At 70.2% G+C, this 20641-nt stretch carries 17 protein-coding genes and 1 pseudogene; 10 read left to right on the top strand and 8 right to left on the bottom strand.

All coding sequences use genetic code 11. The annotated features are described in order from the left end of the window. Window positions 1-3: 3 nt before the first annotated feature. Entirely contained in the window at window positions 4-741 is a 738-nt protein-coding gene (locus ACZ62B_RS00185) for a CBS domain-containing protein (protein WP_469688945.1), read from the top strand. Window positions 742-756: 15 nt separating this feature from the next. Then, entirely contained in the window at window positions 757-1254 is a 498-nt protein-coding gene (locus ACZ62B_RS00180; RefSeq protein ID WP_469688943.1) for a flavodoxin domain-containing protein, read from the top strand. A gap of 75 nt (window positions 1255-1329) precedes the next feature. Here the strand turns inward: ACZ62B_RS00180 and ACZ62B_RS00175 are convergent, their stop codons facing one another. Then, the gene (locus ACZ62B_RS00175; protein ID WP_469688941.1) at window positions 1330-1914 is read right to left on the bottom strand and encodes an Rv1733c family protein; all 585 of its coding nucleotides are present in this window, start codon (window positions 1912-1914) and stop codon (window positions 1330-1332) included. A 237-nt stretch (window positions 1915-2151) separates the two neighbouring features. Between ACZ62B_RS00175 and ACZ62B_RS00170 the strand changes: the two genes are divergently transcribed. The 6 genes and pseudogenes from ACZ62B_RS00170 to ACZ62B_RS00145 form a co-directional block, all read left to right on the top strand. Then, the gene (locus ACZ62B_RS00170) at window positions 2152-3144 is read left to right on the top strand and encodes an Acg family FMN-binding oxidoreductase (RefSeq protein ID WP_469688939.1); all 993 of its coding nucleotides are present in this window, start codon (window positions 2152-2154) and stop codon (window positions 3142-3144) included. A 114-nt stretch (window positions 3145-3258) separates the two neighbouring features. After that, window positions 3259-3699: a pyridoxamine 5'-phosphate oxidase family protein gene (locus ACZ62B_RS00165; protein WP_344562285.1), complete on the top strand. Its 441-nt coding sequence runs from the start codon at window positions 3259-3261 to the stop codon at window positions 3697-3699. Window positions 3700-3910: 211 nt separating this feature from the next. Beyond that, entirely contained in the window at window positions 3911-4534 is a 624-nt protein-coding gene (locus tag ACZ62B_RS00160) for a hypothetical protein (protein ID WP_468890797.1), read from the top strand. A gap of 243 nt (window positions 4535-4777) precedes the next feature. After that, entirely contained in the window at window positions 4778-7039 is a 2262-nt protein-coding gene (gene pflB / locus ACZ62B_RS00155) for a formate C-acetyltransferase (protein ID WP_468890799.1), read from the top strand. Beyond that, entirely contained in the window at window positions 7036-7782 is a 747-nt protein-coding gene (pflA, locus tag ACZ62B_RS00150; RefSeq protein ID WP_468890801.1) for a pyruvate formate-lyase-activating protein, read from the top strand. The genes pflB and pflA overlap by 4 nt, the downstream gene beginning before the upstream one ends. Before the next feature lie 222 nt (window positions 7783-8004). After that, window positions 8005-8955, top strand: a pseudogene (locus tag ACZ62B_RS00145) (PP2C family protein-serine/threonine phosphatase); the annotation flags it as partial. Between the two features lie 963 nt (window positions 8956-9918). Here the strand turns inward: ACZ62B_RS00145 and ACZ62B_RS00140 are convergent. Together ACZ62B_RS00140 and ACZ62B_RS00135 are read right to left on the bottom strand one after the other, a co-directional pair. Continuing rightward, entirely contained in the window at window positions 9919-10728 is an 810-nt protein-coding gene (locus ACZ62B_RS00140) for a hypothetical protein (RefSeq protein ID WP_468890805.1), read from the bottom strand. Next, window positions 10665-11414 (bottom strand): transposase, encoded by a 750-nt coding sequence (locus ACZ62B_RS00135; RefSeq protein ID WP_468890807.1) that lies wholly within the window; start codon window positions 11412-11414, stop codon window positions 10665-10667. The genes ACZ62B_RS00140 and ACZ62B_RS00135 overlap by 64 nt, the downstream gene beginning before the upstream one ends. A gap of 21 nt (window positions 11415-11435) precedes the next feature. Here ACZ62B_RS00135 and ACZ62B_RS00130 point away from each other — a divergent pair, with 21 nt between their 5' ends. Next, on the top strand, window positions 11436-11855 hold the full coding sequence (locus ACZ62B_RS00130; protein ID WP_468890809.1) for a SpoIIE family protein phosphatase: 420 nt from the start codon (window positions 11436-11438) through the stop codon (window positions 11853-11855). A 43-nt stretch (window positions 11856-11898) separates the two neighbouring features. Here the strand turns inward: ACZ62B_RS00130 and adhE are convergent, their stop codons facing one another. From adhE to adhP, 4 genes are all read right to left on the bottom strand, one after another. Further along, entirely contained in the window at window positions 11899-14544 is a 2646-nt protein-coding gene (gene adhE, locus ACZ62B_RS00125) for a bifunctional acetaldehyde-CoA/alcohol dehydrogenase (RefSeq protein WP_468890811.1), read from the bottom strand. A 155-nt stretch (window positions 14545-14699) separates the two neighbouring features. Continuing rightward, a complete protein-coding gene (locus ACZ62B_RS00120; protein ID WP_469688935.1) occupies window positions 14700-15380 on the bottom strand; it encodes a CBS domain-containing protein in 681 nt (226 codons plus the stop codon). 64 nt (window positions 15381-15444) lie between these two features. Further along, window positions 15445-18129, bottom strand: coding sequence for a pyruvate, phosphate dikinase (gene ppdK / locus ACZ62B_RS00115; RefSeq protein ID WP_469688933.1), 2685 nt, complete (start codon window positions 18127-18129; stop codon window positions 15445-15447). A gap of 31 nt (window positions 18130-18160) precedes the next feature. Continuing rightward, window positions 18161-19171 carry an alcohol dehydrogenase AdhP gene (gene adhP, locus ACZ62B_RS00110; protein WP_468890817.1) on the bottom strand — a complete coding sequence of 337 codons (1011 nt, stop codon included), beginning with the start codon at window positions 19169-19171 and terminating at the stop codon, window positions 18161-18163. 241 nt (window positions 19172-19412) lie between these two features. Between adhP and ACZ62B_RS00105 the strand changes: the two genes are divergently transcribed. Continuing rightward, window positions 19413-20105 (top strand): response regulator transcription factor, encoded by a 693-nt coding sequence (locus ACZ62B_RS00105; protein WP_344562308.1) that lies wholly within the window; start codon window positions 19413-19415, stop codon window positions 20103-20105. 181 nt (window positions 20106-20286) lie between these two features. Here ACZ62B_RS00105 and ACZ62B_RS00100 read toward each other — a convergent pair whose 3' ends face one another. After that, window positions 20287-20637 carry a cupin domain-containing protein gene (locus tag ACZ62B_RS00100; protein ID WP_468890916.1) on the bottom strand — a complete coding sequence of 117 codons (351 nt, stop codon included), beginning with the start codon at window positions 20635-20637 and terminating at the stop codon, window positions 20287-20289. Window positions 20638-20641: the final 4 nt, after the last annotated feature.

Genomic DNA, 20641 nt, shown 5'->3' with positions numbered 1-20641 from the left:
GACATGATGCACCACAAGGTCGGCTCGGTGATGACCACGGATGTCGTCCGCGCCGAGTACGGCACTCCGTTCAAGGAGGTCGTGAGGCTGCTCGCCGAGCACGTGGTCAGCGGACTGGCGGTGGTCGACGAAGACGACAAGGTCATCGGCGTGATCTCCGAAACGGACCTGTTGGAACGCCAGGCGGCCACCCCCGGACCGTACGCACCACGACGCCGTCTCGCGTTCCTCACCCGTCTGACGCGCGGTGCCCGACGGCAGGCGGCGAAGGCGCGGGCCCGTACCGCCGGACAGCTGATGACCCGGCCGCCCGTCACCGCACACGCCGACGACACCGTCGTCGAGGCCGCCCGCACCATGGTCCGGCAGCAGGTGGAACGGCTTCCGGTGCTCGACGAGGCGGACCGGCTCGTCGGCATGGTCACCCGCCGCGACCTGCTTCAGGTCCTCCTCCGGTCCGACGCGGAGATCCGCGCCGAGGTGATCGAGGATGTGCTGGTGCGCACCCTGTGGCTGCCGTCCCGCAGTATCGACGTGTCCGTGACGGAGGGTGTCGTCACGCTCACCGGGCACATGGAACGCAAGAGCGAGAAGGACATGGTCCGGGCGGTGACCGGCCGGATCGACGGTGTGGTCGGCGTCGTCGACCACCTCACCTACCGACTGGACGACGTGCGTCCGTACGGCAACGAGCCGCAGGCGCTGCACGGCGTGTCCGACGACTGGCTGCGTCGGCTGTAGAGGAGGTGTACCGCCATGACCGGCACCGTGTTGGTCACCTACGGAAGCACGAACGGATCCACCGCACACATCGCCGGCACCATCGCTGATGTCCTGCGCGAGGACGGTCTGACGGTCGAGGTCCTGCCGGCCCGGTCCGTCGAGAGCGTGGCGCCCTACGACGCCGTCGTGGCCGGCGCCGGACTGTACGCCGGACGCTGGCAGAAGGATGCCCGCCGGTTCCTGCGCCGGCATCGCCGAGCCCTGGCCGAACGCCCCCTGTGGCTGTTCAGCAGCGGCCCGCTGGACGCCTCGGCCTCGGAGCGGGACATCCCACCCGTGCCCGGCGTCAAGAAGGCCATGATCGCACCCGACGTCCGGGACCACGTCACGTTCGGCGGCTGCCTGGAGGAGGGCGCGAAGGGATGGGTCGCCCGGGTGATCCTCCGCGACGGAAAGGGCGGTGACTTCCGCGACTTCACCGCGGTAGAGACATGGGCGGCGCGGGTCGCCGACGAGCTGACGCAGATCTGAAGCGCGGGCACGACCACCCGTCGGAGACCCCGGTGCCGGGCACCGGGGTCTCCGACGGCGTTCACCCGGTGCCGTTCACCCGGTCTTGTGCCCCCACTGCGGGCCGACCAGGCTCCACTCCTTGCCCCACTCGGCCATGCGCTTCTGGTCGAGCCGCCACCGCGCCAGGGCTCCGGCGCCGAAAGCGAGACCGGCGAAGGCGAGCGCGGCCGCAGTGGCCAGAAGGCCGGCTTCGACGGCCGCTTCCGTGGGAGTCGGAGGCTCGGCCACGACCTCGCCCCGGCCGTTCGTCCAGACGGTGAGGCCGGATCCAGCCGTCAGCCCGGTGTCCACCGAGGTCTTGTCGGTGTGGACGGAGCCGTCGGGGTCCGTCCAGCGGACCCGCGCGGTGATCGTGCCGTCGGCGGTGCCGCCCCTTGACGGGTTCACCGGAACGTCGTCGGTGACGAGTACCGCACGCACGGAACAGCGCTCGGCGCGCTGTCGGGCGAACACCTCGTCGGCCGCATGGGCCGTCAGCAGCCCGACGATCGTGCCGCCCACCGCGATGACCGCCCACACGGCGAGCACGACCCAGGCCTCGATGATGTCGTCGCGCCGTCGCAGCGGGTTCTTCCGCCACCGCCAGAAGCGCTTCGCCGTACGCCTGCTGCCGTCCATGGGTCCGCCCCCTTCGTCTTCGTCATGTTCACGAAGGTGACAGTCGCGCGCGTTCCTCGGCATGGGTCGGCCAGGCAGTACGGGAGGGCCGTTCGGAGGTCAATGGGCAAGGCGCAGCGGGACGTTCGGACCGTACTCGACGGGAACGGGACCAACGGCCCATCGCACGGCCGTGTCAGGTCCCCGATGCTCGGAGGACCGGCACCGTGTCCTGCGCGGGCGCGCGAGGAGGACATCATGGACAGCACCGCCCTGACCACCCCGGATGTCGTGATTCCGGAGAGCTGTATGTCAGCCGCGGTTGCCGCGCCCTCGATCCACAACACCCAGCCGTGGGCGTTCCGCCTGGATCCCGCGTCGGCCACGTTCCAGGTACGCGCGGCCCCGGAGCGCGGTCTGCGGCACACGGACCCGACCGGCCGGGCCCTGCATCTGTCGGTGGGCGCCTGCCTGTTCAACCTGCGGATCGCGCTCGCGCACAGCGGACGGGCGCCGGTCCGGCGCCTGCTGCCGTCCTCGGAGGACCCCGGCCTGCTCGCCGTCGTCCGCCTCGCCGGGTCCGCAGGCCGGCGGTCGACGAGGCACCGGGCCGACCTGTACGAGGCGATCTGGCGCAGGCACAGCAGCCGCCTCCCGTTCTCAGGGCGGCCGCTGCCGCCGTCCCTGCGCGGCGAACTCGGTGAAGCGGCCCGTGCCGAGGGCGCGCGGCTCCGGTTCCCCGATCCCGTCGAGACGGAGACGCTGCTGCGCCTGACCGCGGAGGGCGAGCACCGCAACCGCATCGACATCGACCGCGCCACGGAGAGCATCCGCTGGGTGCACCGGGACCTGGAACACGGCCGTGATGTGGGCCTGTCACGTGCCGTACTCGGCCCCCAGGATGCCCGCGAACGCCTCCCCCTGCGGGACTTCACGGCGCAGCGGCACCCCGAGCGGCTGCCCGCGCGGCCGTTCGAGGCAGCACCCCACATCGCCGTGCTGATCACCGATCACGACCGCCGCACCGACTGGCTGCGAGCCGGAGAGGCACTCCAGCACGTGTGGCTGCTCGCCACGGCGCACGGTCTGCGCGCCTCGCTGCTGCATCAAGGGCTGGAGTGGCCGGACCTGCGCCGTGCCCTCAGCCCGACGCGGGGCCGGACCGGTCACGTACAGATGCTCGTCCGTCTCGGATACGGCCCCGAGGGCGCTGAGGGGCCCAGGCGCGCCCCGAGTCGTGTGCTGGTGTGACACCGGGTCGTTCTCCCGGCATGAACGGGACTCATGGCCCTCATGCCCGGCCCCCCGTCCGGCGCAGGCTGGAAGGACGCACAGCGCTGTACCAGGCGAAGGACGGGCCGGCCGATGCACCCCAATGACGGTTTTCGCGAACTCCGGCGGCAGGAATGCCTGCGGCTGCTGGCCAAGGTGCCCTTCGGCCGTATCGTCTACACCCGCCGGGCCCTGCCCGCGGTGCTCCCGGTCAACTTCAGCCTGGACGCCGACGATGCCGTCCTGCTGCGTACTGCCGCGGGCTCGGAACTGGTCCGCGCGATCGACGGCGCGGTGGTCGCCTTCGAGGCCGACGACGTCGACGCCGCCCGGCAGTCCGGCTGGAACGTCGTCGTCACGGGCCCGGCCACGGTGGTGACCGACCCCGCTGAACACGAGCGTCTGTCCCGCACCGGTCCTGTCTCCTGGGTGCCTTCGGTCCAGGAAGTCTTCGTCCGCATCGAGCCAGAGCTGGTCACGGGGCGTGAACTCATCGGTGGCCGCACCATGTACGGGGTGGACCTCACCGCCTGAACAGCTCCCGCCGGGCGGCGTGGAACCACGTCGCACTCGGGGTGGTGCGGCCGAGCCACGCCCACGGACGCCGATCGGGCCCGGACGGGGGACGTTCGGTCCGCTGTCCAGGTCTTGCAGCCCCTCTGACGGGCGTCGGTGACGCGAGACATTGAAGGTGCAACGAGAGTCGTCCAGATCCTGCGCCACCCTCCTGGAAGGGATGAGCATCATGGCAGTGCACGACCACTCCCACCGGCGTCCGGGATTCCGCTTCCCGTCCGTCCACCGGACCGGGACGGCTCCCGCGTCCGCCGAGCCGACGACCGCGGCGGCCACCGCGACCCGCGCGTACGTGTTCGCCGGGCTTCGGCTCCTGACCGGGTTCGTCTTCCTGTGGGCGTTCCTGGACAAGACGTTCGGCTTCGGCTACGCGACCCCCTCCGGCAAGGGATGGATCGACGGCGGTTCGCCCACCAGGGGCTTCCTCAGCGGCGTCGCCGTCGGACCGATGGAGTCCACCTTCCACGACTGGGCCGGGGCCGCCTGGGCCGACTGGCTGTTCATGCTCGGCCTGCTCGGCATCGGTCTCGCGCTCCTCGCGGGTATCGGCCTGCGGCTCGCCGCGGTCGCCGGCACCCTCATGATGGCGTTCATGTGGATCGCGGAATGGCCGCCGGCCAAGCACCTGTCGGACGGCTCACCGAGCATGTCGACGAACCCGTTCGCCGACTACCACCTGATCTACGCCGTCGTCCTCATCGCCCTCGCCGCCGCCGGCGCCGGCGCCACCTGGGGACTCGGCAGGGCCTGGGCGCGGCTGCCCTTCGTCAGCCGCAACCGCTGGCTCCTCTGACGGTCCCAGGACCGTCGGACCGGGGCACCTCCGCTCATCAGGGGGTGCCCCCTTGTCCGTGTCGCACCAACGCCCTGACCAGTCCCAACGTCCCGGAGAGAGGGGACCGATGGCGGCCCCGGCGTACGCCGACAGGCCCTCCGTGCCGGCCTCGCGGGCGGCGACCATCGAAGTGCGGAAGTCATGGACAGCCGCAGATCCGACTGCGGACGTTCCATGCACACAGCGAAGGAGAGACCGGCGATGACGGCAACAGCGACAGCCGGACCCCGGACCCCGACCGAGGCATGGCGCGGCTTCGCCGGGACCACCTGGCGCGAGCACATCGACGTGCGCGACTTCATCCAGGCCAACTACACCCCGTACGAGGGTGGCGCCCGCTTCCTGGCCGGGCCGACGGACCGCACCCGTGCGGTGTGGAAGAAGGTCAGCGCCCTCTTCCCCGAGGAACGGCGCCGGGGCGTCCTCGACGTCGACCCGGGCAACCCGTCCACCATCACCTCGCACCGCCCGGGCTACATCGACCGCGACCGCGAACTGATCGTCGGCCTGCAGACCGACGCACCCCTGCGGCGGGCCATCATGCCGAACGGCGGGCTGCGGATGGTGGAGAACGGGCTCAAGGCGTACGGCTACAAGCCCGACCCCTTCGTCACACGCGTCTTCGGGACCTACCGCAAGACCCACAACGACGGCGTCTTCGACGCCTACACGCCCGAGATGCGGGCCGCCCGCAAGGTCGGGATCATCACCGGGCTGCCGGACGCCTACGGCCGGGGCAGGATCATCGGCGACTACCGGCGGGTCGCGCTGTACGGCACGGACCGGCTGATCGAGGCCAAGCGTGCCGAGCGGGCCCTGCTGGACGCGCGGCCCTCCATCCCGGACGTCATCCGGGACCGCGAGGAGCTCGCCGAACAGACCCGGGCGCTGGGCGAACTGGCCCGCATGGCGGCCACGTACGGCTGCGACGTCACCCGGCCCGCCGCCACCGCCCACGAGGCGGTGCAGTGGCTCTACCTGGGCTTCCTGGCGGCGGTGAAGGAGCAGAACGGCGCCGCGATGTCGCTGGGCCGCACCTCCACCTTCCTGGACGTCTACCTCCAGCGCGACCTGGACGAGGGCGTGCTCGACGAGACCCGGGCGCAGGAACTCATCGACGACTTCGTGATCAAGCTGCGGATCGTACGGTTCCTGCGCACCCCCGAGTACGACACCCTGTTCTCCGGTGACCCCACCTGGGTCACGGAGTCCATCGGCGGCATCGGCACCGACGGCCGCACGCTGGTCACCCGCACCTCCTTCCGCTTCCTGCAGACCCTCTACAACCTCGGCCCGGCCCCCGAGCCCAACCTGACCGTCCTGTGGTCGCCGCGGCTGCCCGCGGGCTTCAAGCGGTTCTGCGCACGGGTCTCCATCGACACCAGCGCCATCCAGTACGAGTCCGACGAGCTGACGCGTCCGCGCACCGGCGACGACACCGCGATCGCCTGCTGCGTGTCGGCGATGGCGGTGGGCAAGCAGATGCAGTTCTTCGGGGCGCGGGTCAACCTGGCCAAGGCGCTGCTGTACGCCGTCAACGGCGGCCGGGACGAGATGACGGGCGAGCAGGTCGCACCGCCGGCGCCGGCGCTGACCGGGGAGTACCTCGACTACGAGGAGCTGTCGGCGGCGTACGACCGCGTGCTGGAGTGGCTGGCGCAGACGTACGTCGAGGCGCTGAACGTCATCCACTACATGCACGACAAGTACGCCTACGAGCGCATCGAGATGGCCCTGCACGACTATCCGGTGCACCGGTTCATGGCGTGCGGCATCGCCGGACTGTCGGTCGCCGTGGACAGCCTGTCCGCCGTCAGGCACGCCCGCGTGAAGGTCTTCCGGGACGACACCGGACTCGCCGTCGACTTCCGCACCGAGGGGGAGTTCCCGGCCTACGGCAACAACGACGACCGCGCCGACTCGATCGCCGTCGACCTGGTGGAGTCGTTCATGGCGAAGGTGCGCAAGCACCCCACCTACCGCGACGCCGAGCACACGCAGTCGGTGCTCACCATCACCTCCAACGTGGTGTACGGCGCGCACACCGGCAACACACCCGACGGCCGGCGGGCGGGAGAGCCCTTCGCACCGGGAGCCAACCCGATGAACGGACGCGACCGGCACGGGGTGGCCGCCTCGGCCCTCTCGGTGGCCAAGCTGCCGTACGAGCAGGCCCGGGACGGGATCTCGCTGACCACGACGATCACCCCCGAGGGGCTCGGCCACGCCCCCGAGGAGCGCGCCGGCCACCTGGTCGGCATCCTCGACGCGTACATGGCCTCCGGCGGCTTCCACATGAACGTCAACGTCCTGGACCGGGCGACCCTGGAGGACGCCATGGCGCACCCGGAGAAGTACCCCGAGCTGACGGTCCGGGTCTCCGGATACGCCGTCAACTTCGTCCGGCTGACACGCGAGCAGCAGCTCGACGTGATCAGCCGTACCTTCCACGGATCGCTGTGAGCACCACCGTCGAGCCGGTGACGGGCCGGGTCCACTCCTGGGACCTGTCCACGGGAGTGGACGGTCCCGGGACCCGGTTCGTGCTGTTCCTCAGCGGCTGCCCGCTGCGCTGCCTGTACTGCGCCAACCCGGACACCTGGCACATGCGGGACGGGAAACCGGCCACCGTCGACGAGGTGATGGCCGAGATCGAGAAGTACCGGGCCTTCATCTCCACCGCCGGCGGAGGAGTCACCCTCACCGGCGGCGAGGCCCTCCTCCAGCCGGCGTTCACGGCCGCGGTCTTCCGCCGCTGCAAGGAGCTCGGGCTGCACACCGCCCTCGACACCTCCGGCTTCCTCGGCGCCCGTGCGAGCGATGCCCTGCTCGCCGACACCGATCTGGTGCTGCTGGACATCAAGTCCTTCGACGTCCGCACCTACCGCAGGCTGACCGGCGGCGACCTCGCCCCGACCCTCTCCTTCGCCACGCGCCTGGACCGGCTCGGCGTCCCGGTGTGGATCCGCTACGTCCTGATCCCCGGCTGGACCGACGATCCGGCCGCCGTCGACGGGCTCGGCGGCTTCCTCGCCGGGCTGGGCAACGTCGACCGGGTGGACGTCCTGCCGTTCCACAAGCTCGGCGCCCACAAGTACGACGCGCTGGGCATCCCCTTCCCTCTGCGCGACAACCCCACCCCCGTCCCGGACCTGGTCGAGCGTGTGCGTGAGCAGTTCCGGGAGCACGGCCTGCGGGCCCTGTGAGGCGGCACGGGCCACCAGCGGCGCCCGGACCGGTGCAGGCGCCGCCGGGCGTGCGGAACCACGGCAGACGGGCCACGGCATGACGGGGGGCGATACCGCATTTCGAGTGTGCGATACCGCGCAGGGGCCCGCCCGCACAACAGAAGAGGAAGGATGGGACGTGGTGGACCCGGACGACGGTCCTCAGGCCACGGAGCGTCCCGCCCGAGCCGCGCCCGGGAGATGCGTCGCGTCACCGGACAGATCGACGACCCGGCCTGGGCACAGCGGGGGATGGAGCGGTTGCTCAACGCGGCCCTGGCGGTCAGCCGCGAACTGGAACTGCCTGTCGTGCTGCGGCACATCGTCAGTACGGCGATGGAACTGGTCGATGCCCGCTACGGCGCTCTGGGCGTACTGAACGACGACGGCTCCACGCTCGAGGAGTTCATCCACCTCGGCCTGAGCGCGAAGGAGTACCAGGATCTGGCCGGCTCCGAGTTCCCGCACGGCCGGGGCCTGCTCAGGCATCTGACCCACCATCCCGAGCCCCTGCGCGTGCGGAGCCTGCCGCACCACCCCGACTCGGTCGGCTTCCCGCCGGGCCACCCTCCGATGCGCAGACTGCTGGAGGTGGCCATCAGCGTCCGCGGGCGGATCCACGGCAACCTCTGTCTGCGCGACAGGAGCGACGGCGAGCCGTTCGACGACCACGACGAGGCCGTGGTGGCCGCGCTCGCCAGGGCGGCCGACATCGCGATCGAGAACGCCCGCCTCTTCGAGCGGACCCGCTCCTCCGCCGAGTACTTCCAGCGCCTGCTGCTGCCCATCCTGCCCGGCCTGGCGCCGTTCGGCGCCGCCGCCGTCTACCGGCCCGCCACCGCCCCCGGCCACCGTCTCGGGGGGCGACTGGTACGACGCCCTGCTGCTGCCGGACGACTGCTGCGCGGCCATCATCGGCGACGTGGTCGGCACGGCCTGACCGCGGCGGCCATGGCGCAGATCCGGAACATGCTGCGCGCCCTGCTGTACGACCGTCGCACCCCGCCGAGCCTGGTCCTGCACCGCCTCGACCACACCCTACACACCATCACGGAGACCCCCGGTCACCACCGCTTGCCTGGCCCGCCTCGAACGGGAAGGGACGGCCGGCGTCTGCTCTGGTCGACCGCCGGCCATCTGCCGCCCCTCGTCCGGCCTTTACTGGTGGGCTCGCGTATTCAACTGTCGCCAGTTCTTGGACGATCCGGGGCAGATGGTGACTGTGTGTGGTTACTGGAAGGTGTGCGGTTCGCAGGCGAGCTTGACGGCCTTCTCCCACTCGGGGTGCCTCGGGGCGCGGTGGTTTTCTCCTGATCGCGACGCGTACGGCTTGATGCCGGAGAACAATGTGTGCTCCACCGTCACAGAGGGGGGCACAGTGAAGACGTGGAAGTGCACAACGTGTGGGGCGACTTGCAAGGTGGACATGCTCCTGGGCAGCCCTGTCCTCCATAAGGTACCGGGAGGGCAAATGATCTGCCGCAGATCAGGCGAGAGGATCTTTCAACCTGGCGCCCTCGATGCCGATGGCAACCTGATCCTTCGCGGTATCTCGGAGAATAACCGGAGCCGCATGCGTGAACCTCTGCCGACACCAACCTGGTTCCCGACTTGGGACGGCCGCACGATGCCTACTCTCGCGCTACCTGCAAAGCGCCCGTTGGGGATTTGGATTCCAGACAAGGCATTCAGCCAGCAGAAGGCCATGGTCGAGATCTATGCCCGGTCAGCTGGATATGTCGAATGGGACCCGACTTAGGGTTACTTCTCGGTATCCAGTCGGAGCCTAATTCGCCTGGCGAACCAGCTCCTAGGGCGTTTCCCGTTCGTGGCTGTCGGTCGCGAGTACAACAACGATGAACGGTGCACAGCATCCTGCCGAGACGCTAAAGGACACCTGTGTACATGCTCATGCCAAGCACTCCATCACGGAAACGGCAAATGGATGTCGGGCTGGCAGATCACCACGAGGCAGACGTCTATGGTGGCAGGTAAAAACTGGAGTTGGCTCCTCGTTCGCCAAGAGTAGTTGCGCCACCGAAGTGGCCGAGGAACTCAGTCCGCTCCTCGTTGGTGGCGCGAACCGGCAAGGGAGTTACTGGTGGAATCTCATACTCAACTGTCGCTGGCTCCCTGGGGAGTCCAGCCTGCTGGTGTCCTTGCGTGATCTCCTGGGGCGTATCGGCTCCAGGTTCCGCCGGTCTCGTTGCGGAGGCGGCTGGTGGTCTTGTCGTGGTAGCCGAGAGCTTCTGCGACAACGGGGACGGGGAGTTCGAGGAGTTGCTGCCGGATGGCGGCGCCGCGGGCGGCGGCGGTCGGGATTCCGACCTGGTTCAGGAGCGCGGACAGATGGTTGGGGCCGAGAGGCTGGCCGGTCCGACGGCCGGGGAAGAGCCGACGGGACGCCGGGTTGGTGGCGGTATTCATGTTGCCGCGGTGCGTGATGTGTTCCAGCAACAGGGTGGCGACCGGCGCGGGAACGGGTGAGGGCGGCTCGCCGAGTCGTAGCAGCATGGTGTCGCCGTCGCGGATGACGTCGTCGACGGTGAGCCGGACGATGCGGCCCAGCGGTTGTGCGTAGAGGAGAACGATGACTCCGGCGACGCGGAGTCGCATCGGTATCTCCGTATTGGTCAGAAGCCTGCCCAGGGCGGCGAGGCGTTCGTCTTCGCTCAGTGCGGGCCGCCGGGAGATCTTCATCGCCGGGATGGCCAGGGAACACCGGCAGTGCCGGTCCTGCACGGCCCAGTTGAGGAAGCCTCTCGGACGGGTGCGGGCGTGCTCGGCGTTCTCGGCGAACCATGCGTCGATGTCGACCTGGCCGCATGACGCGAGGGTGGTGTTCCGCTCATTGAGCTTCTTCAGCGTTGCAACTCCAGGGTGAGAATGGCCTTGGCGATTGACGTCATGCGGTTGGGGCTGCATCGGGATCTACGGAAGATCCGCCAGGACTTCAGGCGGGCGACGCCGCGTTCGAGGGGTGCCCGTGTCGTGGCCAGGGCACGGTTGCGGGTCTTCTCGGTGAGGCTGAGTTCCTGCAGGGGCCTGCGTTTGATGCCCGTGGTCAGCCAGGGGCCGCCGCCCTGGTAGGCGAGATCGGCGACGATGGGAACACCCTGCCGCTCGCAGATGCGGATGATCCGGTGGGTGCGGGCAGCGGTCAGGTCGTGGGTGAGGCCCGGCAGGGCGGGCGAGAGCCACAGCAGCCGGCCGTCGGGATCGGTGACAACCTGCACGTTCACGCCGTGGCGTCGGTGTTTGTGGGAGTAGTCGGCTCGGCCGTCGCCGCCCCGGTCGCACTCGGCGAGAGTCCCGTCGAGGAGGAGGAAGTCAGGATCATGCTCGCGTAGCGTCTTCAGCAGGCCCGGTGCACGTTCGGCGAGCAGGTAGACGGCCTTGCTGGTGTAGGCGTGGGCGGTGGACTCGCTGATCCCGAATCCGGCAGCGATCTTCGCCAGGGTGGTGTGTTCGCGCAGGTACACCAGTGCCACCACCGCGCGTTGGGACGGGCGGAGCTCGCAGCGCCGGTCGCCTTCACGGGTGACAATCAGCAAGGTGACCCACTCGACGAGCGCATGCGGCAGGTCGAGTGCGGCAGGATGGATGACCAACGAGGCCCCCGAGCAACGTGATTGAGACGTCAGACATCTCGATCAACAGCCCAGGGGCCTCGCTCGTTTCAGCTCGCAGACTGTCACCTGATCGGTGGCCACCTCGAAGAAGCTCATCGTTCCCCGAAGCCGTCGTCGTCACGGCCGACGGGCATGCAGGCTACCGGGAAGCCGAACCCGGTCTTCCCCCTCCACGTGGACGAGGCGCTGCTCCGCCCCGACCACACCCGTGCGCTGGCGGCCGGGGACATGCTCCTGATGTTCACCGACGGCCTGGTCGAGCCTCTCCGGCGGTCCCTGGACGCATGCCCGGACGAACTCGCCGCCCTCGCCTCCGCCCACAACGCCCCGCCGCTCAACGACCTGTGCCGCCTGCCGGCCGACCGGCACCCCGGCGACGGGCACGACGACCTCGCCGTGCGCTCGCCGCCCCCGCACTGAGCCCCGGGCCCATCCGGCCGGGGCTCTCGGCGTGCCCTACGGCTCACCGCCCGAAGTAGGCGGCCCGCATGATCTCCTGCATGTCGTCCAGCATCGGCATCCGCGGGTTGGCGGGGGCGCACTGGTCCTCGTAGGCGTTGAGGGCCTGTTGGGGCAGGGCCTCGAGGAAGGCGCGCTCGTCGACGCCGAGGGCCTGGAACGAAGGCTCGATGCCCACGGAGTCCCGCAGGCGCTCCACGGCCCCGGCGAGGGCCTCCACGCCCTCCTCGGGGGTGGAGGCCGGCAGACCGAGAGTGCGGGCGATGTCCTGGAAGCGTTCGGGGGCCCGGTAGTTCTCGTACTTGGGCCAGCCGGTGAGCTTCGTGGGGACGGTGCCGTTGTAGCGGATGACGTGCGGCAGCAGCACCGCGTTGGTGCGGCCGTGCGCGATGTGGAAGGTGGCGCCCAGCGTGTGCGACATGGCGTGGACGATGCCGAGGAAGGCGTTGCCGAACGCCATGCCCGCGATGGTGCCGGCGTTGTGCATCTTCTCGCGGGCCCGAGCCGAGCCCATGCGCTCGTTCACCGCCGCCTCGATGTTCCCGAAGATCAGCCGGATCGCGTGCAGCGCCGGCCCGTCGGTGAAGTCGTTGGCGTAGACGGACACGTACGCCTCGATGGCGTGAGTGAGGGCGTCGAAGCCGCTGTCGGCGGCCAGTGCCGGGGGCAGCTCGGTGGTCAGAAGCGGATCGATGATCGCCACACTGGGGGTGAGCGCGTAGTCGGCCAGCGGGTACTTCTTCCCCGTCGCCGGGTCCGAGATGACCGCGAACGGGGTTACCTCCGCTCCGGTTCCGGAGGTCGTGGGGATGCAGACCAGCCGGGCGCGTGCGCCCGGCACCGGGAAACGGAAGGCCCGCTTGCGGATGTCCGAGAACTTCTGCCGCATGTCCGCGAAGTCGATGCCGGGCTGCTCGTACAGCAGCCACATCACCTTGGCCGCGTCCATGGGGGAGCCGCCGCCGAGCGCGATGATCGTGTCCGGGCGGAAGTCGCGCATCAGGTCGGCGCCGCGCTGCACGGAGTCGATGCTCGGCTCGGGCTGCACGTTGTCGATGACCTGAAGGGTGACCGGCTCGCGACGGCGCTGCAGGACACGCGACACACGGTCGACGAAGCCGAGCCGGGTCATCGTCGCGTCCGTCACGACGGTGACCCGGTGCACGTCCGGCATCGACGTCAGGTAGCGGATGGCCTGCGGTTCGAAGTAGATCTTCGGCGGGATCTTGAACCACTGCAGGTTGTTGCGCCGTGTCCCCACCCGTTTGACGTTGAGCAGCTGGGCGGCGGAGACGTTGTTGGACACCGAGGTGCTGCCCCACGAGCCGCAGCCCAGCGTCAGCGACGGCAGCAGGTTGTTGTAGACGCCGCCGATCGCCCCCTGCGAGGACGGCGCGTTGACGATGATCCGTACCGTCTTCATGCGCCGGCCGTACGCCTCGGCGAGCTCACGGTCCTCGGTGTGGATGACGGCGCTGTGGCCCTGGCCGTGGAAGGCGACCATGCCGGCGGCCAGGTCGAACCCCTGCTGCGTGGAGCCGGCCCGCAGCACGGCGAGCACGGGGCACAGCTTCTCGCGGGTCAACGGCTCGTCGGGGCCGACTCGTTCGGCCTCGACCAGGATGAGCGAGGTGCCGGCCGGCACGGTGAACCCGGCCTGCTCGGCGATCCACTCCGGGCTCTGTCCGACGGCCGCCGAGTTGACCTTGGGCTCGCAGCCGCCGCCCGCCGCCTTGCCGACCGGGAACAGGAAGGTCTCCAGCTTCGCCTTCTCCTCCGCGGTCGCCAGATGGGCGTGCAGCGTGCGGAACTCGGCCAGCGCGGCATCGTAGATCTCGTCGTCCAGGATGACGGCCTGCTCGGAGGCGCAGATCATGCCGTTGTCGAAGGACTTGGACAGCACCAGGTCGTTGACGGCCCGACGCAGCTCGGCGCTCTTGTGCACGTACGCGGGAACGTTCCCGGCGCCGACTCCCAGGGCGGGCTTGCCGGCCGAGTAGGCGGCCTTGACCATGGCGTTGCCTCCAGTGGCGAGGATCAGCGAGACACCCGGGTGACGCATCAGCGTGCCGGTCGCCTCGACCGAAGGACTCTCGATCCACTGGACGCAGTGTTCCGGTGCTCCGGCCGCGACGGCGGCGTCCCGCACGATCCGGGCCGCCTCGGTGCTGCAGCGCTGCGCGGAGGGGTGAAAGGCGAAGATCACCGGGTTGCGGGTCTTCAGCGCCATCAGCGCCTTGAAGACCGTGGTGGACGTCGGGTTGGTGACGGGCGTGATCGCGCACACCACACCCACGGGTTCCGCGATCTCGACCATGTCCTCGATGTCGTCGCGGGCGATGACCCCGACGGTCTTCATGTGGCCCATGCTGTGCGTGACGTGCTCGCACGCGAACATGTTCTTGGCGGCCTTGTCCTCGAAGACGCCGCGCCCGGTCTCCTCCACCGCGAGCCGGGCCAGTGCGGTGTGCCGGTCCAGGGCGGCGACCGAGGCCTTCTTCACGATGTGGTCGACCTGGTCCTGGTCGAGGGCCTCGTAGTCGGCCAGTGCCTTGAGCCCGTTGGTGACCAGCCGGTCGACGGCGACGGTGATGTCCGAGGGCGCCTCGGCGGGGCCGGCGGTCACGGTTCGGTCCTTGTGGCGGGCCATGGTGTGCCTCCGTGTCGAGAGGTGGGCCGCACGGCCGGCGGCCCGTGGTGGAGCGGCACCGCAGGGGATCCGGCGCCGCTCCACTGCAAGCGTCTCGCCGGCACCGCTGTGTCGAGCAGATCCGCCCGGTACCCGATCGCCGGCCTGACCGGCCCTCAATCCCGGGCCGGTAGGCCCTCTGGCACGTCGCTGGGACGGGCGGGCCATCGCATCCGGGGGTGCTGCTCGAGCGAGTGAGCGTCGTCGGCACGGAAGGTCAGTTTGTTCACAACACCGACCACTCCGTCCACCCGCCAGGTCAGCCGGATGGCGAAGGGGATGTCGCCGGGCCGCTCCAGCTGCCCCTCGAGGGTGACCATGCCGTCCCGGACCGAGACGGCCGCCGCGTCGGCCGACAGGCGCATGGCGCGGGTGAGGACATCGTCGATCACGTCCAGACGGATCTCCTCGTCCGTTCGGAGGAACACCCGCAGCAGGTCCCGCCGGGTGGCGATGCCGATCAGCCGGTCCTCCTCGTCCACGACGGGAAGCCGGTTGACGCGGTGGCGTTCCATGATGCGAGCGGCGTCGGCGACGCGTTGTTCAGGATGGACGGTGACAGCGGGCGCCGACATCAGGTCATCCACCGTTGTTGTCCGAGCGTGTCCGGACCGGTTTGCCTGGTGGCGTATCAGGTCGGTCTCGGAGACCACTCCCACGACCTTGTCGTCGTGGTCCACCACCGGTACGCCGCTGACGCGGTGCCGGTCCAGCAGCCGGGCCAGCTCCTTGAACGAGGTGTCCGGGCGGGCTTCGACCACCTCGTTGGTCATCACCTCGCCGACAGTGCGGGTCATCTCGCCTACTCCCTCCTTCCGTGTCCACCGCCCGCAATCGGAGAGCGCGACGGCCGGCCTCCCCTCACCTGCTGTCGCCGGCCTCCGTCCCGGAGAGTGCGGCCCTGCCCGCCTCCAGGCGGGCGACCGGCACACGGAACGGGGAGCAGGAGACGTAGTCGAGTCCGGCGGCGTGGAAGAAGTGCACCGACTCCGGGTCGCCGCCGTGTTCGCCGCAGACGCCGATCTTCAGGCCGGGCCGGGCGGCACGGCCCTCGGCGACCGCGATCTCCATCAGGCGCCCCACGCCGTCGCGGTCGATCGTCTCGAACGGGGAGACCTTGAAGATGCCCTTGTCGAGGTAGGCGGAGAAGAACGCCGCCTCGACGTCGTCACGGGAGAAGCCCCACGTGGTCTGGGTCAGATCGTTGGTGCCGAAGGAGAAGAACTGCGCCTCCTCGGCGATGCGTCCCGCGGTGAGCGCCGCCCTCGGCAGCTCGATCATCGTGCCGACCGGACACACGACGGAGACCCCGGACTCCTCGGAGACGTCGGCCAGGACCTGCTCGACCTCCTCGCGCACCAGGCGCAGCTCCTCGACCGTGTCGATCAGCGGCACCATGATCTCCGCCCGCGGATCCCCGCCCGCTCGCCTGCGTTCGACGGTCGCCTCGGCGATCGCCCGTACCTGCATGGCGACCAGTCCCGGCGCCACCAGGCCCAGGCGCACACCGCGCAGGCCCAGCATCGGGTTCTCCTCGTGCATGCGGTTGACGGCGTCGAGCAGTTCCGCGTCGTGCTCGCTGGGCGGGCTGCCGTGTGCTTCGGCGGCGGCGAGCCGCACGGCGAGTTCGGTGCGGTCGGGCAGGAACTCGTGCAGCGGCGGGTCGAGGAGACGAATGGTGACCGGCAGGCCGTCCATGGCCTCCAGAATGCCGGTGAAGTCCTGCCGTTGCAGCGGCAGCAGCGCGTCCAGGGCGCGTTCCCGCTCCGTGTCGGTGCGGGCCAGGATCATCGCCTCGACCAGCCGGCGCCGGTCGCCGAGGAACATGTGCTCCGTACGGCACAGTCCGATGCCCTCGGCCCCGAACCGGCGGGCTCGGGCGGCGTCCTCGGGGGTGTCCGCGTTCGCCCGGACCCCCAGCCGGCGCACACCGTCGGCGTGCTGCATGGCGCGGGCCACGGCGTCCACCAGCCCGTCCGAGCGCTCGCCGGTCTCGAAGTACCGCATGACGGCGGAGTCGACCAGCGGAGCCGCGCCGGGATACACGGCGCCCTCGGAGCCGTCCACGGAGAGGACCGTGCCCTCTTCGACGGTGATGTCGCCCACGGTGAAGCGCCGCCCCTGCGGGTCGACGCCGATCTTCTCGGCGCCGCACACGCACACCTTGCCCATGCCGCGGGCGACCACGGCCGCGTGGCTGGTCTTGCCGCCGCGGCTGGTGAGCACGGCTTGGGCGGCGACCATGCCGGGCAGGTCGTCCGGAGTGGTCTCCTCACGTACGAGGACGACCTTCTCGCCTGCGGCAGCCCGCCGGACCGCCTCGGCCGAGTCGAACACCGCAGCGCCCACGGCGGCTCCGGGGGAGGCCGGGATGCCGTGTGCGAGCGGGTCACCAATAGTGGAGGTGTCGAACCGGGGGAACGTCAGTCGGGCCAGCTCGTCCCCGCTCACCCGCACCAGGCCTTCGTCCGCGGTGATGAGCCCCTCGTCGGTCAGCTCGGCGGCGATGGTGAAGGCGGCCTCGGCGGTGCGCTTGCCGACCCGGGTCTGCAGCATCCACAGCCGGCCGCGCTCGACGGTGAACTCGATGTCGCACAGGTCGCGGTAGTGGGCCTCCAGCGTCGCCATGTGGCCGCACAGCCGGCTGAACGCCTCGGGGTTCAGCCGGCCGAGTTCCTCCAGCGGCACGGTGTTGCGGATGCCGGCAACGACATCCTCGCCCTGCGCGTTGGCCAGGTAGTCGCCGTACACGCCCGCCCGGCCGGTGGCCGGGTCGCGGGTGAAGGCGACGCCGCTGCCGGAGTCGGGTCCGAGGTTGCCGAAGACCATGGTCTGCACGTTGACCGCGGTACCGAGACCGTCGGGAATGTGCTCACGCCGGCGGTACAGGCGGGCGCGTTCGACATTCCACGACTGGAAGACGGCCAGCACCGCTCGCTGCAGCTGCCTGGCCGGGGACTGCGGGAAGGACTCGCCCGTCTCCTGGCGGATCAGCTCCTTGTACGTCTCGACCAGCCCGGCCAGGTCGGCCGCGTCCAGCCCCAGGTCGTCGACCGCGCCGCAGTCCTCCTTCAGGCGGGCCATGGCATTCTCGAACAGGGCGCTGTCGACCCCCATGACGGTGCTGCCGAACATCTGCAGGAGGCGGCGGTAGGAGTCCCAGGCGAAGCGCTCGCTGCCGGAGGACTTCGCCAGGCCCAGCACGGAGTCGTCGTTGAGACCGATGTCGAGGATCGTCTCCATCATGCCGGGCATGGAGAAGCGGGCCCCGGAGCGGACCGAGAGCAGCAGCGGGTCGTCCGGCTGCCCCAGCCGCCGCCCGGCGGCCCGCTCCAGGACGGTCAGATGATCGGAGATCTCGCGGGCGAGGCCGGCCGGCTCGCCGCCGGTGGTGAGGAACGTGCGGCAGGCCTCGGTGGTGACGGTGAAGCCGGGCGGCACCGGCAGGCCCAGGCGGGTCATTTCCGCCAGGTTGGCGCCCTTGCCGCCGAGCAGGTCGGCCATGTCGCGGCTGCCCTCGGTGAACGCGTACACGTAACGGACCATGGCGGTGCTCTTCCTTCCGGCTGCGGTCGGATCACATCTCGAAGACGATGCGTGCCTTGACCTGCCCGTTCAGGACCTCGGTGATGGACTCGTTGACGGTCTCCAGGGGCCGGGTCTCGTAGATCACCCTGGTACGCCCGGCGGCGTGCAGCTGGAACACCTCGTACAGATCCTGGCGGGTGCCCACGATCGAACCGATGACGCTGGTGCCGTTCAGCACGGTCTCGAAGATCGGCACCTGGATCGTTCCACCCGCGGGCAGGGCCACCATGACCAGCTTGCCGCCGCGCCGCAGACCGCCGTGGACGGCGGCGAACGCCTGCGCGTTCACGGCCAGCGCGATCGCCGCGTGGGCACCGCCGTGCCGCTTGAGCACCTCGGCGGGGTCCTCCTCGCGCGCGTCGATGAGGATGTCCGCGCCCAGCTCACGGGCGAGTTCGAGCTTGTCGTCGGTGACGTCGATCGCGGCGACGGTGGCTCCGGCGATCTTCGCGTACTGCACGGCCAGATGACCGAGACCGCCGACGCCGGAGACCGCCACCAGCTGGGTCGGGCGTACGTCGGCGACCTTCAGTGCCTTGTACGTCGTCACGCCGGCGCAGGTCAGCGGGGCCGCGTCGCGCGGGTCGATGCCGTCGGGGACCGGTGCGGCGAAGTCGGCGGAGGCGAGCATCTTCTCGGCGTACCCGCCATTCACGCTGTAGCCGGTGTTCTGCTGCTGCCCGCACAACGTCTCCCAGCCCGACAGACAGTGCTCGCACCGCCCGCAGGCCCACCCCAGCCACGGCACGGCCACCCGCTGCCCGACGGACAGGTGGACCACACCGTCCCCGAGCGCCTCGACGATGCCGACGCCCTCGTGGCCGGGCACGAACGGCGGGCTGGGCCTGACCGGCCAGTCACCGTGCGCGGCGTGGATGTCGGTGTGGCACAGTCCGGACGCCTCCAGGCGGACACGGACCTGACCGGGTCCGGGCTCCGGGTCCGGGCGGTCCTCGATCACCAGCGGCTCGCCGAAGGACCGGACGACTGCTGCCTTCATGGAATGCTCCCTACGCTCCGTCGGTACGGTGCGTTACCAGCGTGGGACCGGGTACGGCCGGGCGGCAGATGCTGTACGTCCCCGCGGGTGAGGCCTTTCGGCCCCAGAGGGAGAACCTGTGGACATGCGGCGCCGGGGCAGTGATGCCGACCGGCTCTGGCCCTCCGGGCCGGGATGGCGCAGGATCTCCGATGGACAACTGGAGAATCCAGGCAGTGTGGAAAGAAAAGAGGAGCATTCGATGGCGGACGGCGAGCAGCCCGGACCCGACAGCCCGATCCGGGTCTTTCTGCTGGACGACCACGAGGTGGTCCGGCGAGGGGTGCACGACCTGCTGAACGACGAACCGGACATCACGGTCGTCGGCGAGGCCGCCACGGCCGAGCAGGCCCTGGTCCGCGTCCCCGCCCTGCGCCCCCAGGTCGCGGTCCTGGACGTACGGCTGCCGGACGGGGACGGGGTGAGCGTGTGCCGCGAGCTGCGCTCGGCCATGCCCGACCTGGCCTGTCTGATGCTGACCTCGTTCGACGACGAGGAGGCCCTGCTCGACTCGATCATGGCCGGCGCCTCCGGGTACGTGCTGAAGCAGATCCGCGGCTCCGACCTGGTGACCGCCGTACGCACGGTGGCCTCCGGGCAGTCGCTGCTCGACCCGAGCGCCACCACCCGGCTGATGGCCCGGCTGCGCCAGGAGCAGCAGCCGCAACCCGAGCCGGAGACCCTGCCGGGCCTGACCGAGCGGGAACGGGAGATCCTGGCCCTCATCGGCGAGGGTCTCACCAACCGCCAGATCGGCCAGCGGCTCTACCTCGCCGAGAAGACGGTGAAGAACCACATCTCCCGGCTGCTGGCCAAGCTCGGCGTGGAGCGCCGCATCCAGGCCGCCGTCATCGCCACCCAGGCCCAGGACCGCCTGAAGCGCGAAGGCCACTGACGCCGTCCGGGTGGGCGAGCCGGGGCCGAACGTCCCCCGGCTCGCCCACCCCGCACGACACATGGGTGGGAGCCCGGCAGCGGCCGTGCCGGCCGCTGCCGCGGTCCAACGTATCCGGATGGGTTGTGCACACGGCTCGACCACGACAGAACACCTGACGCCCGTCACACGGCCCCGCTGATCATGCGGTGGAGGATGTCCCGGACGTGGAGGGCGCCGGAGCGGGCAGCATGGTCAGCAGCATGACGCTGGGCTCGGTGGCGTGGACGGTGTGCGGCAGTCGTGCGGGGAGGTGGATCCAGCTGCCGGGCTTCGCCTCGGTCTTCTCCTCGCCGAGGATGAGGTCGAGACGGCCCTGGACGACCTGGATGACGACGGGCAGGGCGGAGGTGTGCTCGGTGAGTTCCTGGCCGGCGGCGAAGGCGAAGCCGACCACGCGCAGGCGGTCGTCGCGGTACAGGACCCGGCTGAGAGTTCCGTCCTCGGGCACGGTCAGTCCGGTGGCCAGGTCGGTGATCACGGTGGCGTGCATGATG

This window comes from Streptomyces sp. NPDC053426 (assembly GCF_055585405.1).
This window is presented reverse-complemented; position numbering and strand designations above follow the sequence as displayed.